Source organism: Prochlorococcus sp. MIT 1304, from assembly GCF_047305015.1.
GTDB lineage: Bacteria > Cyanobacteriota > Cyanobacteriia > PCC-6307 > Cyanobiaceae > Prochlorococcus_A > Prochlorococcus_A marinus_E.
The window spans coordinates 1,344,469-1,362,278 of sequence record NZ_CP138974.1 but is presented as its reverse complement, the minus strand read 5'-3'; the positions used below and the strand labels follow the sequence as shown (position 1 = coordinate 1,362,278).

General features: G+C 29.1%; 13 protein-coding genes. 5 read left to right on the top strand and 8 right to left on the bottom strand.

What is annotated here, in order from left to right:
- Positions 1-97 precede the first annotated feature (97 nt).
- Positions 98-2,542, top strand: coding sequence for a phenylalanine--tRNA ligase subunit beta (gene pheT / locus SIB45_RS07670; RefSeq protein ID WP_011862958.1), 2,445 nt, complete (start codon positions 98-100; stop codon positions 2,540-2,542).
- A 105-nt stretch (positions 2,543-2,647) separates the two neighbouring features.
- Positions 2,648-2,896, top strand: coding sequence for a hypothetical protein (locus tag SIB45_RS07665; RefSeq protein ID WP_041484688.1), 249 nt, complete (start codon positions 2,648-2,650; stop codon positions 2,894-2,896).
- 421 nt (positions 2,897-3,317) lie between these two features.
- Here SIB45_RS07665 and SIB45_RS07660 read toward each other — a convergent pair whose 3' ends face one another.
- On the bottom strand, positions 3,318-4,328 hold the full coding sequence (locus tag SIB45_RS07660) for a molecular chaperone DnaJ (protein WP_011862956.1): 1,011 nt from the start codon (positions 4,326-4,328) through the stop codon (positions 3,318-3,320).
- Between the two features lie 146 nt (positions 4,329-4,474).
- Here SIB45_RS07660 and SIB45_RS07655 point away from each other — a divergent pair, with 146 nt between their 5' ends.
- Complete coding sequence (locus SIB45_RS07655) at positions 4,475-4,654, top strand: hypothetical protein (protein ID WP_041484687.1); 180 nt, start codon at positions 4,475-4,477, stop codon at positions 4,652-4,654.
- A 3-nt stretch (positions 4,655-4,657) separates the two neighbouring features.
- On the opposite strand, the gene SIB45_RS07650 is transcribed toward SIB45_RS07655, so the two are convergent.
- Positions 4,658-5,488: a DUF4922 domain-containing protein gene (locus SIB45_RS07650; RefSeq protein WP_011862955.1), complete on the bottom strand. Its 831-nt coding sequence runs from the start codon at positions 5,486-5,488 to the stop codon at positions 4,658-4,660.
- A 48-nt stretch (positions 5,489-5,536) separates the two neighbouring features.
- Positions 5,537-5,920, bottom strand: a complete 384-nt coding sequence (locus SIB45_RS07645) for a DUF2237 family protein (RefSeq protein ID WP_011862954.1) — start codon at positions 5,918-5,920, stop codon at positions 5,537-5,539.
- A 99-nt stretch (positions 5,921-6,019) separates the two neighbouring features.
- Between SIB45_RS07645 and SIB45_RS07640 the strand changes: the two genes are divergently transcribed.
- Positions 6,020-6,238 carry a hypothetical protein gene (locus SIB45_RS07640; RefSeq protein WP_011862953.1) on the top strand — a complete coding sequence of 73 codons (219 nt, stop codon included), beginning with the start codon at positions 6,020-6,022 and terminating at the stop codon, positions 6,236-6,238.
- 9 nt (positions 6,239-6,247) lie between these two features.
- Here SIB45_RS07640 and metH read toward each other — a convergent pair whose 3' ends face one another.
- Both metH and SIB45_RS07630 read right to left on the bottom strand, forming a co-directional pair.
- Positions 6,248-9,814 carry a methionine synthase gene (gene metH / locus SIB45_RS07635; RefSeq protein ID WP_011862952.1) on the bottom strand — a complete coding sequence of 1,189 codons (3,567 nt, stop codon included), beginning with the start codon at positions 9,812-9,814 and terminating at the stop codon, positions 6,248-6,250.
- A gap of 13 nt (positions 9,815-9,827) precedes the next feature.
- Complete coding sequence (locus SIB45_RS07630) at positions 9,828-10,742, bottom strand: branched-chain amino acid transaminase (protein WP_011862951.1); 915 nt, start codon at positions 10,740-10,742, stop codon at positions 9,828-9,830.
- A gap of 72 nt (positions 10,743-10,814) precedes the next feature.
- On the opposite strand from SIB45_RS07630, the gene cobN reads away from it, so the two are divergent.
- On the top strand, positions 10,815-14,552 hold the full coding sequence (gene cobN, locus SIB45_RS07625; RefSeq protein WP_011862950.1) for a cobaltochelatase subunit CobN: 3,738 nt from the start codon (positions 10,815-10,817) through the stop codon (positions 14,550-14,552).
- Between the two features lies 1 nt (position 14,553).
- On the opposite strand, the gene SIB45_RS07620 is transcribed toward cobN, so the two are convergent.
- From SIB45_RS07620 to uvrC, 3 genes are all read right to left on the bottom strand, one after another.
- Positions 14,554-15,201, bottom strand: a complete 648-nt coding sequence (locus SIB45_RS07620; protein WP_011862949.1) for a PHP domain-containing protein — start codon at positions 15,199-15,201, stop codon at positions 14,554-14,556.
- Complete coding sequence (hemJ, locus tag SIB45_RS07615; RefSeq protein WP_011862948.1) at positions 15,194-15,760, bottom strand: protoporphyrinogen oxidase HemJ; 567 nt, start codon at positions 15,758-15,760, stop codon at positions 15,194-15,196. The genes SIB45_RS07620 and hemJ overlap by 8 nt, the downstream gene beginning before the upstream one ends.
- An 88-nt stretch (positions 15,761-15,848) precedes the next feature.
- Complete coding sequence (uvrC, locus tag SIB45_RS07610) at positions 15,849-17,807, bottom strand: excinuclease ABC subunit UvrC (protein ID WP_011862947.1); 1,959 nt, start codon at positions 17,805-17,807, stop codon at positions 15,849-15,851.
- Positions 17,808-17,810 lie beyond the last annotated feature (3 nt).

Genomic DNA, 17,810 nt, shown 5'->3' with positions numbered 1-17,810 from the left:
AATTAATACTTTATTGTATAATTTTCTATTGTACATCTTCAACAAACTTTTTTGAAGATATGCTCATTTCATTTATTATCATTGATTAAAAATATATATGAAAGTTTCTCAAAATTGGTTGAAAAATTTAGTAGAAATTACTTCTACTCCTGAAGATCTCTCTGAGAAATTGTCTATCGGTGGATTTGAGGTTGAATCATTAGAAGATTGTTCAAAAAATGTAAATGGTGTTGTTTTAGGTAAGGTATTATCAGTTTTAAAACACGAAGGATCTGACAAACTTTCAATTTGCCAAGTCGATATTGGTAATTCAAAGAATTTACAAATTATCTGTGGTGCGCGCAATATTAAACCAAATATTTATGTTTATGTTGCTACTGTCGGCACGAAATTAAATGCAGTTGATTTAACTATTAGAAGAAGTGAAATTAGAGGTGTCATGAGTGAAGGAATGATATGTTCACTGCAGGAACTGGGCTTAAAGGACTCTAGTGAAGGGATAGAGATCATTGATGAGGATTTGGCCCTAAAACATGAATTGGGTACTCCAGGGTCTGACATTCTTCAATTAAATGATTTTATATATGATTTAGCCATTACAGCTAATAGACCTGATGGAATGTCAGTTATAGGTATAGCCCGTGAAATTTCTGCTCTTTTAGAATCCACCTTAAATTTTCCAGAATTAAACCATAAATACAATATTCATTTACTTAAAGGAATTAAACTTTGTCCAGAGGCTATAGAATTTAATTGCATTTATACAATAAGCTGCATTGATGGAGTAAATGGTGAGAAATTATCACCAAATTGGCTTAAAGACCGTATAGAAAAATCAGGTATAAAATCTATTAATCTCCTAGTTGATTTGACAAATTATATTCTTTTAGAACAAGGTCAGCCTTTGCATGCGTTTGATAAAGATAAACTGTCAAACTTAATTGGTAAGGAAGTTTCTCCAGAAGATTTCTCTGTAAGAAAAGGCAAGGATAACGAAAGCCTTTTTTGCTTAGATGGTAAAGAATATAAATTAAATGACAATATCACAGTTATTACTTGTTGTGATAAACCGGTAGCTATTGCAGGGGTAATAGGCGGTTTAGAGACTTCTGTAAGTAATACTACCTCATCTATTTACCTTGAAGGCGCTGTTTTTAATCCAGTTACTATAAGAAAATCTTCCAAGGCGGTTGGCATAAGAACAGAATCTAGCAGCAGGTATGAAAAAGGGATTTCATCAAAAAATACAATAAATGCAGTAACAAGGGCAATTAATCTTTTAGAAGAATATTTTTCTATTAATTCACCAATCATCAATACTTCAAATTTAATAAGTAATGAGGATATATTTATTAAACTACGGAGGAATCGAATACATAAAATTCTTGGCCCATTACTAATTAACGATCAATTTGAAAAAAGAAATTTATCTGATAATGAAATAGTTGATAAATTAACACTCATAGGTTGTACTTTAAAGAATAAAGAATATGGCTGGGATGTAGCAGTAATTCCTAATAGATCACATGATTTAATAAGAGAAATAGATTTAATTGAAGAAATAGCAAGATTAATAGGGTATGACAGATTCGACTTAAAACTTCCTAATCCAATTAAGCCTGGTAAATTGTCATCAGAACAGTTGGCATTGAGAAAAGTAAAAAATGGTTTTATAGAAAATGGTTTTAACGAGGTACTAAGCTATTCTCTTGTTCCTGAAGATGATGAAAAACTTATAAAGATTTCTAATCCTTTGTTATTAGAAACAAGCTGTCTTAGAGATAATATCTGGAAAGAACATTTGGAGATAGTGAACCGTAATATAAAAGCTGGTCAAGTAAGTTGTTATATATTTGAAATTGGAAATGTTTTTCAAAATAAATCTGAGTTTATTCAAAAAGAAGTTCTAAATGGTGCGATTTATGGAAATAAAAAATTTGGAAAATGGATAAATTCAGGTAAGGATAATGATCTAAATTATTTCCAGGCCAGAGGAAAGTTAAAGGAGGCTTTATCATCTTTGAACATAAAAATTGATGATAAACCTACTGATTCAATTGATTTTCTTCATCCAGGAAGAACAGCGAAATTAGTTATTGAAGGGAAAGATGCAGGTTATTTTGGTGAAATACATCCCAAACTAATATTAGAGAAGAAGTCATTAAAAAAAGTTTATTTATTTAACATAAATGTCTCTAACCTCTTGGGAGCTAGTACAAGAAAAAATAAATGGATTCCAATATATAAGCAATACCCAATTGTTCCGAAAATCGAAAGAGATATAAATTTTGTTTTCAGTAAGAAATTTCTAATTAGCGAAATAACATCACAAATAAAAAAAACAGGAAAAAATCTCTTAGAGGATGTAAATTTACTTGATGTTTTTGAAGATACTAAATTTGGAGATGATCATATAAGTTATACATTTAGATTATCTTATAGAGATAAAGATAAAACATTACTAGACTCGGACATCACATCTATACATTCAAATATCATTTCTAATATTGAAAAAAGTTTTAACACTAAATTGAGGAATTAATTGTATTGCTAATCTCATATAAGTCTATAAACTAGTCTAATTATGATTCTTGTATAAGATAAATAATAATCCTATAAAAGTAATTAATGTTGTATGATAAAGCACATGATAAGTCTGCTATCTCTACTTCTATCTTCAGTGTTGTGGGTACAAGTCCCTCAGTGGTCAGATGATTGGTCAAAATGCGCTGTTGACATACCAGATGCGTCATGTCACTGGTATATAACCGCACCAGATAATACTTTTGGCGAAGGATTTGATTGGGCTAGCGCTCCTTGGTTTGATGCTAATGGATTGAGTGACGTCCCTAGTATTGATAAACAAACTGCCATTGAAAAGCTTCAATCTAAGTAGTACTGTCTTTAAGGCAGTACGAGGGCACATAAAATGCAATTATAGCGATGCTTTCTAGTCCTTATTAATTTCTTGGACATTTAAAGGACATAATTTATTGATTTATTATTCAATTTTTAATTTTTCACAGGCATTAAGCAGTTTGGACATTATTCATTCAAATCGATTAATTTATATATCTTACTTATCTATTTTGAGACTATATAATAGACTAATAATAAGTCTTATTTAAGAATTGCTATACAAGGAAATTTTTATTTTTTAAAAGAAATTTTATCTTAATTTCATTAATACATATTTTTTTGCTTAAATAAATTTGAATAAAAATAATTGATTAAAATAAGAAATTTTTTGCTTAACAGCTCTCTTATATGAGACTATTAATTAGACTTGTAATTAGTCTTATATGGGAATTACTATACTAGTCTCTATATAGATTTTTTAACAATTGATACGCTTCATTTAATTTTCTCATTTGATCTGTTGATCCTCCAGCATCTGGATGTGTCTCTAAGGCTATTGATTTATAGGCCTCCCTAATTTTACGGAATGTATGAGCTGATCCTGCTGATGTTGATAAATTCAATAATTTAAGTGCTCCATGTACTGTCATTGTTGAGTCCAAAGTTTCAAATGAATTTGATCTATTATTTCGCTTAAATCTACTTACAAACCTTCTCATAAGTGTTGGTATTCTATTTATCAGATCTGATGTTGCAAAAGGGTCTTCTAAAACGCCAATCATTAATAAAACAATTTCAAGTGATGGATTTTTCTTTATCCAAAATGGGCATAATTCTGACATTAATTTATTGGCTGCACTCCAAGTAAAGGGTAGATTTTCAGTCCCATCAAGATTTGGCCATATATCCCTTTCAAACCAATCCAATGAAGCTTCTACTACATGGTCATTAGGAACTGATCCATATAGTGTTTCCCAATGACTAATTAACTCAATTCGACATTTTATTAATTCAGTTTCTTTGATTGTATTAATTTGAATATCATTAATATTCTCCTTTAATTTTTCACTATTAATACTTCTTCTTAGATTCTTTACTTTTTTTTCAACGAAATTGGGAAGGCTTATATTTGAGTTGGCTGTTTCTTTATATTGATTGTTATTTGTAGATCTTTTATTTAAAGATATCTCATTAATTTCTTTTTTTACGTCTGATTTAATTAATACCAATGCAGTATCTTCATCAATATTTAAATTTTCATTAGTATTCTTATCGTTAAAGTCTATTTCTTGCTGTTGGTTTTTAGGTAGTAAATCATCTTCTTGAAGAAGTTCTTTAAGTATCTTTTCTATTACAGGTCCTCTTGCTCTAAATCCCCACTCTTTTCGTAATTGATCAAACCTGGAAATTAGTTCCTCAGGTAAATCAATTGAAATTCTTTTTGTATTTGAATTTTCAGGACTATTCAATAATATTTTCTTGAAGAGTATGGAATTTATTTAATTTTATTCAAAATATATTGAAAGTCCACAAGGAATATTGTTTTTAAATTAAAACCAATTTATTTTTTCTGTCACAAGTCAATTAAGTATCTTTTTATAATAAAAATAAAAAAATGTTAAATTGTTATTCCAAGTCATCTAAAGAAAAAAAGAGTTTTTATCAACACAAGAAATTAGAAATGCTCAACTATATTAAGGATTCACTTGAACGTAAAATTGCATCAGTAACAGCATCTATAGAAGTTCTAGAAAGCCAAATAAGCAGGGATAAGGAAGTTGAGGTAACTAATTAGTATTCAAACAAAACTTTCTAGAAGTTTTTCAGGGCCAAATTTCTTTAAATAATTAATATTTGAATTTTCAGTTACTAGTAGATATCCTGCAAATCCTAAACCGTTAATACTGAAACCATGAATATGATCTTTTTTTCTTTTTATAATAGCGATCCATTTATTAGTTATTAAAATATTGTAGGGATATATCGGTTTCTTATCACTAATAGGATCCCCAAGTCCCAATTTCTTGCATAATTCTAAGTAAAACTCAAAAAGACATGATGGATTTTCTAAAAAATCAAATTTGGATACAATAATATTTTTTTTAAGCTTACTATCTAGATCTTGATATGAGTTCATCTCTAAAAACCACTTTTCTCTAGGGCATGATATTTCACCTTTAGATCTACGCAGAAGTTGAAAATGCCTGTGAGGTTGACTTGCTCCCGCAATTGGAGAACTATTGAAAAACCATAATCCACTAGTATCATTATTAACTTGTTGGATCGCTCTCCAATCTTTAATATCTAACCATCCATTTTGAGGTTTCCATTTATTTGTAATAAGTAAAATATGACCTTTTTGTACAGGGTACTTATTTAATATTAGTTGATGATTATCACCAATTTTATCAATTTCTAGTATCTTTTCCCAAGGACAAAACGGATTTTGCTTAGGACCATAAATTTTTTTTTTAATAAATTTTGAAGTATCGAGTTTCCTAATTATGAAGTCGTCTTTTTCATATAAATCTCTTGTAATAATATCAGTTTTGAGAGGATATAAAGATTCATCATCAATTGATAATCGAGTTTGTTCTAATGCTTTTTTCCAATATATTTCTAAACTCATTAAAAAAAATTTATCATAACCATTTTAAAAAAAAAAATAAACTTGTAATTACTTTTTATTAAATTGATATTCTTTCAATTTTTCAAGAGGTACTGATTCTAAGACTACAATATTAGTTGATTCTAATATGACTTTTGGTGCAAGACCGTCTAATAATGCTTGCTTCCACCTATCAAGACAAATACACCAATGATCACCATCCTTTAGTCCTGGGAAGGAATAAATAGGCATAGGAGTAATTAAATCATTACCTTGTGATTTACTATATTTCAGGAAATTATCATCCATCACACAACATATGGAATGATTCCCTCCATCATTCTTGTCATAGTTGCAAAATCCATCCCTGAACCACCCTGTCATAGGTGCGCAACTACAAATCTCAATTTTTTCCCCAAGGACATTTAACTGATTTTGATTATTTATGTTCATAGATTTTTTTAATAATAATAAAACACCAACATTTCTTTAAAAAAGGTTGACGAGTATGGGGGGTAAGGAGGTAATAATTCTAATAAGGTTTTTTTCATTATGGATTGGGACTTTACTGAAAACATAGCATTTAAAGCTCTTTATGAAGCTTTTAAAGATAGTGATGAAACTTCCGCATTTGAATTTTTATCTAGTGATGGCGCTTCATATTATCTTGAGTTAACACAGGACGCGGCGGGTGAGGGACTTGATTTAGGTGATAATGAAACGATGGAAGAACTTCAAGAAGAAATTATTGAATATTTAGAAAACAACTAAAGATTTAGATTAAGCGCTGAAATATTTAGCTTTTGAGTGCAGTGAAATGATAGCTGTAGTACTTTGTTCTGGATGAAGTTGTTCAGATTCATCCATGGTCAAGCTTATTCTTTTTGCATCCAACAATGATAATTGTATGTTTGAATCAGATACTTTTGGACATGCAGGATAACCAAATGAATATCTAGCTCCTCTATATTTTTGAGCTAGTATTTCTCTATTTTTGTCTGGTTCTTCAGTCCTAAAACCACATTCAATACGAATTAATGCATGGACATACTCAGCTAGAGCTTCTGCTAATTGCACTGTAAGTCCATGGAATAATAAATAATCGCTATACTTATCTTCTTTAAATAATTTTTGAGAATATTCACTGGCAATATCGCCCATCGTTACTGCCTGCATAGGAAATATATCTATCGGTTTATCCTTTTTCAAATCACAATAAAAATCAGCTATGCATAAATTATTCCCAGATTTTTGTCTTGGGAAATTAAATTCGGAAATTTTATTTAATGATTTATCATCAAATAAGAAAATACTATTATCTTTTCTACCGCATCTGAAATATCCATAAACTGCTTTGGGTGAAATAAGTTTTTTTTCTACAATTGTCTCTAACCATCTATCTAGCAATGGTTTAGCATATGAATCCAAATAGTTATTGTATTCATCTACGCTTTGGTTTTTTCCTTTTTTTATTTGCCATTGTCCGCTAAATAGAGCTTTTGTATCTAAATAAAAAATTAACTTATTTAAATCTATATCAATCTCGTTCAAGACTTTCGTTCCCAAGAAAGGAGCTTGAATTGGTTCTTCTTCATTTATAAATTTAGATCTTATAAAATTTTCTTTTAAATTAAATTTAGAAGTCTCTATATCTATAGATATTGATTTTTTAACAGCTTGAGAGTTGGACTTTGATGAGGCTAAATTAATATCTATTCCCTCATTGTTGATGAATCCCTCTGTATTTGACCAATTACCCTTTTTTTTATTGTCCATATATTCATTCATGAATTTAAGATCAGTGAACGCATCTTTTCCGTATAAAATTTTCCCTTTATATATTTGGCTGCAGTCCTCATTTACAAATTTTGGGGTTAAGGCTGCACCTCCTAATATTACTGGTACACTAATATCTTGATTGTTAAAAGCTTCTAAATTATCTTTCATAAAAGCTGTTGATTTAACAAGTAATCCGCTCATAGCGATGCAATCTGCATTGTGCTTTTTTTGTGCATCTATAATTGCTGAAACATCTTGCTTTATTCCAAGATTTATTACTTCATAACCATTATTTGTAAGTATTATGTCAACCAAATTTTTTCCTATATCATGAACATCGCCTTTGACTGTTGCAATTAAGAGTTTTCCATTTGATATGTTTTCTTCTACAGTTTCCATATGTGGTTCTAAAATTGAAACGGCAAATTTCATTGTTTCGGCGGATTGGAGTACAAATGGCAATTGCATTTGACCTGAGCCAAATAAATCACCTACAACTTTCATCCCATCTAGTAGAAAGGTATTAATTATTTCTAGAGGTTTATATTTTTTTAAAGCTTTATTTAGTTGATCCTCTAAACCTATTTTCTCTCCATCAATAATATGGTTTTTTAGGCTTTCTTCCAGAGTTAGGTTTTTATTTTCTGAAGATGCTTTTTTGAAATCTTGAATAGATAAATCTTGAAAAGCTTTTGTTAATTCTACTAATGGATCATAAATACAAATATCATCTTCAAATTTTCTTTTGTCATATATCAAATCTAAACAAAGCTTTTTGGTTTCTTCAGAAATTTTTGATAATGGCAAAATTTTATTTGGTGCGATGATAGCAGAATCCAATCCTGCTTTAATGCATTCATCTAAAAATATTGAATTTAGATTAATTCTGGATAATGGTGAAAGACCAAAACTAATGTTTGATATCCCAAGTATGATGTGAATCTCAGGAAAATTTTCACGAATTTTTGATATAGCAGTAATTGTTTCTTTAGCATTTAATCTATCTTCTTCTATCCCAGTAGATATTGGAAGAGCTAATGGATCAAAAAAGAGCTCATAATCAGACAAACCGCATTCCCTGGTTCTATTAATTGCTCGTTTAGCAATGTCATATTTTTTATCTGCATTCCTTGCCATTCCATCTTCATCAATAGTTCCTACAACAAGACCTGAACCATACCCCAAGGCTAAATTAAGAACTTGATCAAACCTTTCATTACCGTCTTCGTAATTGGTTGAATTTATAATACATTTACCACCAGCTGACTTTAATCCACTTTCCATTTTGTCAGCATCTGTAGAGTCAATCATTAATGGCAAATTTATATTGGTAACAAGTCTTGATGTTATTTCTTTCATATCTTTCACTCCGTCTCTCCCTACATAATCAACATTCACATCAAGAACGTGTGCATTTTCTTTTTGTTGTTGCTTGGCAATTGATACTAGTCCATCCCAATCATCGTTATTTAACAACTCCCTTACCTTTTTAGATCCACTTGCATTTAATCTTTCGCCTACAATCAAAATAGAATTGTCTTGTTTGTACGGTACAGAATTATATATTGATGATGCAGAAGGAATATAGCCACTTAAATTGTTCTTACCATTTTTATTTGGCATTTCTTTATCAATAATTTCATCGATTATTGAAGAAAGATATTTAATATGTTCGGGTGTTGTCCCACAACATCCACCTATTAATTGAACATTAAAGTCATATATAAAATTCATTAACTGCATCTTTAATTCTATTGGCTTTAATCTGTAGTGAGCAACACCGCCAATATTTTCAGGAAGTCCTGCGTTGGGAATACAGCTTATAGCGAAGGGAGAATTTTCAGACAAATATTTAATATGTTCTTTCATTTGTTCTGGACCAGTAGCACAATTTAGTCCAAGGATATCTATATTAAACGGCTCTAATATTGTTAATGCAGAGGCAATGTCAGATCCAACAAGCATAGTACCTGTTGTTTCCATTGTTATAGATACCATTATAGGTATATCTATATTTTTACTATCAAGTACTTCTTTAGAAGCTAATAAGGCAGATTTTATTTGCAATACATCTTGACAAGTTTCAATTAAAAGTAGATCAACTCCTCCATCCGTAAGACCATATATCTGTTCTTTATATGATTCCTTTAATTCATCAAAATTTATATGTCCTAATGTGGGTAATTTAGTTGTTGGTCCAATTGAACCAGCAACAAACCTTGGCTTATCAACTGATGTATATTTTGCAGCAGCTTTTTTTGCTATTAGTGCAGCATTTTTATTTATCTCATATGCCTTATTCTTAATATCATATTCATCAAGAACTATTGATGAGGCACCAAAAGTATTAGTTTCTATAACATGACAACCTGCTTCTAAGAATGAATTATGGACCTTTTCAACTATCTTTGGTGAGGATAAAACAAGGTTTTCATTACAACCCTCTAATTCTTTTCCTCCAAAGTCGTCTGCTGTAAGATTTAAGTTCTGAAATGATGTTCCAGTACCTCCGTCAAAAATTATTAATGGCTTTTCATCTCTATTTAGATAGGTTCTGAAAGATTCCATTTTTAGGTGAAAATTATTTTAGAGAAATTCTTGTTACCCAATTATCATAGTCTTGAGAACGACCTTCTGTTATTTCTATAAGCTTACTTTTTAATTTATTCATTATTGGTCTGTCACCATTTAATTCACTTGATTCAATTTTTTTAACTGGTGTAATTTTTGCTGCTGTACCAGTTAGAAAAACTTCATCTGCTATTAATAATTCTGTTTTATCAACAGGCCTTTCAATTACATTTATTCCAAATGATTTTGCTAATTCAATTACACTAGCTCTAGTAATACCCTCAAGGATATCTTGATCAACACCAGGAGTGATTAAGTCTCCATTCCTTACAATAAATAAATTCATACCACTAGCTTCGCTTACCTTACCACTTGAATTTAATAGCAGGGCTTCATCAAAACCCGATAAACTAGCTTCTGTTTTAGCTAATGAACTAGTAATATAAGCTCCACTTATTTTTCCTCTCAATGGGAGAGATCTATCTTCTTGTCTAGTCCAACTACTCATTCTACATGAAACCCCATCTGGGGATAGATAATCTCCTAGTTCAATACAATACATAAAGAAATCTGTTTCAATATTGTGTAACCTTGGAGCTATACCTAAATCGCTTGTATATACGAATGGTCTAATATAAATAGGTTTTTGTGGCTTATTTCTTTTTATAACTTCCTCTAAGGCTTTAAAAATATATTCTTCAGATATATCAGTTAAGAGTAATTTTGCACTTTGAGATAATCTTTTTATGTGTTTATCAGTTCTAAATAAAAGGAATTCTTCTTTATTTGTAGGGTTAGGTATCGCTCGCATTCCTCCAAATGCAGCAGTACCATAATGTAGTGCATGAGTAGCTATTGATATTTTTGCTTCTTTAAATGGAATACATTTACCTTCGAACCAGGCGTATGGAAGAAATTCATGCATATTCAATTTATTTAATTAAGGTAAACTTGTTTTATCCTACTTACGTATTCTAAACCTTATTTATATATAAAAATGCACAGGATATTAAATGTAGCAGGAAATGAAAAGAATAATGATGATTTAATTGAGCAACCAGCGGCAGATTTTATTTTTATAACAAGTGTAAAAGCTGATTTAAATCTCATATCAAAATTATTGTTAGAAAAAGAATTTGCTTCATTAAATAATAATATAAGAGCTTTAGAAATTTCTAATTTAAATTCCTCAGCTCAAATAGATAATTATTTATTAAAAACAATTAATTATGCAAAAGTTGTCATACTAAGAATTTTTGGCGATAAAGGTACATGGAACTATGGAATTGAACAACTTTTAAATTGGCAAGCAGTCAATAAAAAAAGGAAGTTAGTAATCCTATCAGGTACCGTTGATCAGGAAGTGTCCTTAAGTGAAATAAGTAGTATAGATAAAAATATTGCATTAAATATTTCTAGATTACTAAGATCGGGAGGAATGGAGAATTATAGAAAATTTCTTAATTGTTTAAATTATCTAAAGGTAAATGAAACATTAATTCCTGATGAGTTTTTGAATATTAGTTTTTATCCAGATCCTTATTTATATGATTGGAAAATTGAAAAAGGAGAAAAGATTGGAATAATATCCTATAAATCACTTTTTTTGGCTAATGAAATTGAAGTAAACGAAAAACTTAACTTGCAGTTACGAAGAAGCGGACTATCGCCTAAAACGTTATTTATTTCAACACTAAAAGATCATATTATTCAAAAGAAATTAATAGAAATTTTTAAAAAGGAAGATATTAAATTAATAATTACCACAACTTCATTTTCTTCATCTCAAATCAAAAATAACGAATTAATTGAAAATTCTACAAATATTTTTACTTCTCTTAAAATTCCAATTTTACAGCTTCTCTCTTCAAATAGATCAAGAAAAAATTGGTTAAATTCATCCATTGGAATGAATTCATCTGATTTATTGATGCAAATAATTATTCCTGAATTTGATGGAAGGATTACTACCTGTCCTTCAGCATTTAAAGAAATAATTTCTAAAAAAAATACACTCTACAGTGAAATAACCAGTTACAAAGCTGATCAAGTAGGTATTAAATGGATTTCAAAATTCGCAACAAATTATGTGAAACTTCAACAACTTAATAATTTTGAAAAAAAAATTTGTTTAATAATAAGTAATTATCCAGTAAAGAATGGAAGAATCGGTAATGGTGTTGGTCTTAATACACCATCTTCGATAATAAATATTCTTAACTGGTTAAAAGAAGAAGGTTATGATCTTGGATCTTGTAATTATCCTCAAGATTCTTCGGAATTAATGTCAATACTTATAAAAACTAGAACTAATGATATTGAATCTCAAAATAATAAACCATTAGATTACTTACCACTTAGTGAATATTTAAAATATTGGAATTATTTAGAACTTGAACCAAAAAATATTATTGTTAACCGTTGGGGTAAACCATCAGAAGCGATCGATCTTGATAATGAAGGCTTCTCAATAAATGGTATTAGATTTGGAAAAATAACATTATTGATTCAACCTCAACGAGGTTATGACTCTTTCACTGATAGAGATATTCATTCTCCCGATCTTCCACCTCCCCATAGATATTTAGCACATTATTTTTGGATTGAAAAAGTTTTTAACGCAAATGCTATTTGCCATATTGGTAAACATGGGACTGTTGAATGGTTACCTGGCAAATCTATAGGTCTCAGTAATAAATGTTTTCCAAATATTATTTGTCCAGCAATACCAAACATATATCCTTTTATCGTAAATGATCCTGGGGAAGGATCCCAAGCTAAAAGAAGAACTGCTGCAACAATTATTGATCATTTAACCCCTCCTTTGGATAGGTCAGAATTATATGGAAAATATTCAATATTAGAAAATTATTTAGAAGAATATTTTGAAGCAAAATTATTAAATTCTAATCGGATCGAAATTATAGAAAAAGCCATTTTTGAATTAATTAAAAAAGATTTTAACGAAATCACTTTAAATAATAAAAATAATCAAATTGAAGAGATTGATTCTTTTCTTTGCAAAATTAAAGAATCTCAAATTAGGACAGGTTTGCATATTTTTGGTAATAGGCAGAATGACATTAATGAAATAAATTTATTCTTGTGTGTCGCTAGAGTGCCAAATGCCAATAGAATTGGGATTGTTCAATATATAGCAAAACATTTAAAACTAGATTTGGATCCTTGGACAAATATATATGATCAAAAGTTAAGTGAAAAGGATAAAAAAATATTATTGACTTTTTCCAACAAAAACATTTTAAACTTTAGAATGGCTATTGATTTTTTGGAACAACAAGCAAAGTATTTAATATATTTGTTTTTTTACAAAAAGAATACCAATATAAAAAATCTTGAGAAATATAAAAATCAGAAAATAATAGACTATTTCTTTAATGAAAAAAAACATAATAAGTATTTTTTATTATTAAAAAATGAGATTCTATATCCAATCATTAATTCTTCATATAATGAGAAATTATCATTTATTAATTCGTTAAATGGACAATATGTAAAAAGTGGTCCATCTGGAGCCCCTACGAGAGGTAAAACTGAAGCTTTACCCACTGGTAAAAATTTCTTTTCAGTTGATTCGAGAGGTCTGCCAACTGAATCAGCATGGAGTGTTGGTTGTCAATCCGCCTCACAAATACTTGATTTATACAAACAAGATAATGGAGAAGATTTAAAAAATATAGCAATATCTGTATGGGCAACATCCACAATGAGAAATGGTGGTGAAGACATTTGTCAAATACTATATTTATTAGGAGTACAGCCTATTTGGGATGGGCCCTCAAGAAGAGTAGTAGATCTAGAAATCATTCCTTTATCTGTTCTCGAAAGACCAAGGGTTGATGTTACTTTAAGGATTTCAGGAATGTTTAGAGATGCATTTCCACAGTTAGTTAAATTAACTTCTAAAGCAATAAATCTTGTTTCTAATCTTAATGAGGATGATAAATTTAACCCTCTTGCTGGGGCATTAAGGGATGGTGATTCAATTAATCGTATATTTGGTTCAGCGCCAGGTTCATATGGAGCTGGACTACAAGAACTAATTTCTAATTCTAATTGGGAAAATATTGATGATTTTGGAGAATCTTTTCTTAATTGGAGTAAGTGGATTTACAGTGATAATCTTGAACCTATAGAGGATAAAAAATCATTAGAAAATGCTCTTAAAAATGTTCAGTTAGTTGTTCATAACCAAGATAATAAGGAACATGATATTTTAGATTCTGATGATTATTATCAGTTTCAGGGTGGCTTATCTTCAGCAGTAAAAAAATTGAGCGGTAAATTTCCTGAAATGTATCATGGTGATTTATCAAAATTTGGATTATCCAAAATTTCAAAATTACAAGATGAAATTAATAAAGTTGTTATATCAAGAATACTTAACCCTAAATGGATAAATGGAATGAAGGATAATGGTTATAAAGGAGCGTTTGAATTTTCAGCTACACTAGATTACTTATATGCTTTTGATGCTTCTACTGAAGTAGTCTCAGATTGGTGTTATGAGGAAGTTTATAAATCATGGTTATGTGATCTGGATCTTAGGAATTTCTTTCTAGAGAATAATCCATGGGCTTTAAGAGATATTGCACAAAGATTTCTTGAAATTGTAAATAGAAAAATGTGGAATAATTGTTCATCAGATGTCATTGAAAATTTAAAGAACATAATTATTAATACTGATTCAATAATTGAAAAAAATGAATTCTAAATTATCTACCTAATAGCGAAAGTCCATGACTATCTGTTCCGCATGTTTTTAGCATTGAATATTTATCTGCTAATTTATCTATTTCTGAACATACAAATAAACTAGGATTCCATACTTCATTAAGTTCATAATCGTACCAAACCTCTATTCCATCAATACCTTGTATTTTGGCCTCTGGAATTAATTTATAAAAGGGAATCCTGTATCTCGCTGGATGTGCAAGAAATGATAAACCACCAGCTAAATTTATTGCTTTTATAACTGATTTAATATTTAAATCATTACCTATTGGAGACTCTCCAAGGATGTAGGGATTTAGGTATTTACTTTTTATATCTATTCCCAATCCAATTACATGTACTAAACATCCTAAAATCAAACAATTAATTTCTATTCCCGAAATTAATGTAAAGGAATCTTTAGGATAATTTTTGAGTATATTATTTTTTTTTATATATTCATGAGCTTTAATTGTATGATGATCGGTTATTGATAAAAATTTCAAGTTATTTTTATAAGCTTGATCTAAAAGTTCATATGGTTCTAAACTCCCATCACTAAATTTTGTATGACAGTGAAAATTAATATTATTAGGACAACTATTTTTATTAATATTGGAAGTTAATTTTACTAAGTCTTCCCTATTCATTACTTAATGAATTCTCATTTTTCTTTCTAATCTTTGCATATAATTGAATTGAAGCCAACATGAAAATAATTAGTCCAACTACGCTCCATGTAGCAATACTAGTTGGAAAATTATTTTTAAAAATAACTAAAAGTACAATTATAAATAATAATAAAGTAGGCAATTCATTTAATAATCTAAGGCTTTTTGCTGAAATGGTTGAAGTACCATTTTGTAATGAATACATTATTTTATAACAATAAGAATGATAAATTACTAATCCCAAAACAAAAGAAATTTTAATTTGCAACCACTTCTCACTTAACCAACTTGGTTGCATAATAACCATGCAAATAGCCATACTTAAAGCTAATATCATCCCGGGTGTTGTGATTATATTCGCAAGCCTTTTTTCCATCAAGGTGTATTGTTTATTAAAGGCAATTTTTAATTCATTATCCATATTTTTAGATTCTTCATGATATATAAAAAGTCTTACTAAATAAAAAAGTCCCGCAAACCAAACGATTATACCAATAATGTGAAGTGATTTAAACCAGAGATATGCTTCAGCTGCCAAATTACTAGATTAATTTAAAAATATATGTTTTTAATATAGTTATATTTAACAATATCAAGAAATCTATTTTTCAAAATTTAATTAATATTTATAACTCGTTAAAATATTCATATATATCATTAACTGAATTTTTTCCAAGTCCTTTAACTTTTGATAAATCCTCCTTACTAGCTATTCTTATCGCGTCTATTGATTTGAAATGCTCAAGCAATTCTCTTATTCTTGATGGTCCTAATCCACTGATTTGGGACAATTGAGATCTATTCATTCTTTTAGATCTTTTGTCTCTATGAAAAGATAATGCAAATCTATGTGCTTCATCTCTTACCCTTCTTAATAGAAGAACTCCTTTTTGATTTTCATCAGTATCAAGAGACTTAGTAAATCCTGGAATAAATATTTCTTCATTTTTTTTTGCCAATGAACATATAGTTACTTCTTCCTCAAGATTTAATTCTTTTAATGCTTTAATAGCTGCATTTAACTGTCCTTTTCCTCCATCAATCATTATTAAATCAGGCCAATCTGATAGAAGTTCATTGTCTAATTTACTGTTCGTTTTATCATTTAATATTGAAAAATCCCCTCCGCTTTCTTTAAATCTTGACCATTTTTTAAACCTTCTTTGTATTACTTCATATATCGAAGCAAAATCATCACTATGTCCTATAGAAACGTTTGGATCTTTAATTTTATATTTCCTATAATGCTGTTTAGAAGGAACCCCATCAATAAAAACGACTTGTGATGCTACAGGGTCACTACCTTGAATATGGCTTATATCATAGCCTTCAATTCTTTTAGGTTGTTCGCTTAATTCAAGTATTTGGGCAAGATCCTCAATTGATGATTCATTATCTTGTATCCCATTTAATATTCTATCTAATTCCAATTTTGCATTTTTTAAAACCATTTCTACAGTTTCATGTTTTTTATTTCTTTTTGGGATTAGGATTTTTACTTTCTTTTTTCTTAGCTCCGTTAACCAATCCTCTATGGTTGCTTGTTTTGGAAGGTTATATTGAATAAGAATTTCTGATGGTATTTCTACAGGTTCAACATTCATATAATGCTCTTCTAATATCTTTTGTAAAATAAGATTTTCATCTTCATTATTTAATTTTTGACTATAGCCAATTCTCCCAATGAGCTTACCTGATCTCATTTGGAAAATTTGTATACTAGCTACATTTTTTTCTGAAACTATTCCAAAGATATCTCTATTAATTGAAGAATCTGGTATTGATATTTTTTGTGATTCAGTTAATAATTTTAAACCTGAAATTTGGTCTCTTATTTTTGCTGCATTCTCATAATCTAAATCATTTGAAAATTGAAGCATTTTTTTTTGTAAAAATATTTCTAAGTCATCATTTCTTCCCTGAAATATCATAGATACTTGTTTCATTATTTTTTTATAATCGTCAGATGATATAACTTCTTGGCAAACACCTGGACATCTTCCTATTGAATAATTCAAACAAGTTCTATCTTTATAGACTGGCCTTGGTCTTTGTCTAAGTGGAAATATTTTTTTTATCGTAAATAATGTTCTCCTTAATAATCCAACATCAACATAAGGTCCATAATATCTATCTAAATTATTTCTATTTCTTCTTCTTCTTGTAATAAATATTCGAGGATATTTTTCACTCCAAGTTATACAAAGATATGGATATTTCTTATCATCTTTTAAAAGAATATTAAAATATGGTTTGTTTGTTTTAATTAAATTTGACTCTAAATTTAATGCTTCATATTCGCTATCTGTGACTATTATTTCTATTTCAGTTATTTGACGGACCATCAAACTTAATCGGGGAGTTAAATCTGAATAATTATTGAAATAACTACTTACTCTACTGCGTAGTTTTTTAGATTTACCGATATAAAGTAGGTTATTATCAATATCTTTAAAAAGATAACAACCAGATGACTTTGGAATTTCGGATAATCTTGATTTTAATAACTCCTTATTATTAATTAATTTATATTCAATTTTAAAATTATATTTGTTATTTATTTTTTCGATAGAGGAATTACTCATTTA

Excerpts from the sequence above, each read along its gene's own strand:
- pheT (WP_011862958.1), top strand. The coding sequence starts at position 98 with ATGAAAGTTTCTCAAAATTGGTTGAAAAATTTAGTAGAAATTACTTCT.
- SIB45_RS07665 (WP_041484688.1), top strand. The coding sequence starts at position 2,648 with ATGATAAGTCTGCTATCTCTACTTCTATCTTCAGTGTTGTGGGTACAA.
- SIB45_RS07655 (WP_041484687.1), top strand. The coding sequence starts at position 4,475 with ATGTTAAATTGTTATTCCAAGTCATCTAAAGAAAAAAAGAGTTTTTAT.
- SIB45_RS07650 (WP_011862955.1), bottom strand. The coding sequence starts at position 5,488 with ATGAGTTTAGAAATATATTGGAAAAAAGCATTAGAACAAACTCGATTA.
- SIB45_RS07645 (WP_011862954.1), bottom strand. The coding sequence starts at position 5,920 with ATGAACATAAATAATCAAAATCAGTTAAATGTCCTTGGGGAAAAAATT.
- SIB45_RS07640 (WP_011862953.1), top strand. The coding sequence starts at position 6,020 with ATGGATTGGGACTTTACTGAAAACATAGCATTTAAAGCTCTTTATGAA.
- metH (WP_011862952.1), bottom strand. The coding sequence starts at position 9,814 with ATGGAATCTTTCAGAACCTATCTAAATAGAGATGAAAAGCCATTAATA.
- SIB45_RS07630 (WP_011862951.1), bottom strand. The coding sequence starts at position 10,742 with ATGCATGAATTTCTTCCATACGCCTGGTTCGAAGGTAAATGTATTCCA.
- cobN (WP_011862950.1), top strand. The coding sequence starts at position 10,815 with ATGCACAGGATATTAAATGTAGCAGGAAATGAAAAGAATAATGATGAT.
- SIB45_RS07620 (WP_011862949.1), bottom strand. The coding sequence starts at position 15,201 with ATGAATAGGGAAGACTTAGTAAAATTAACTTCCAATATTAATAAAAAT.
- uvrC (WP_011862947.1), bottom strand. The coding sequence starts at position 17,807 with ATGAGTAATTCCTCTATCGAAAAAATAAATAACAAATATAATTTTAAA.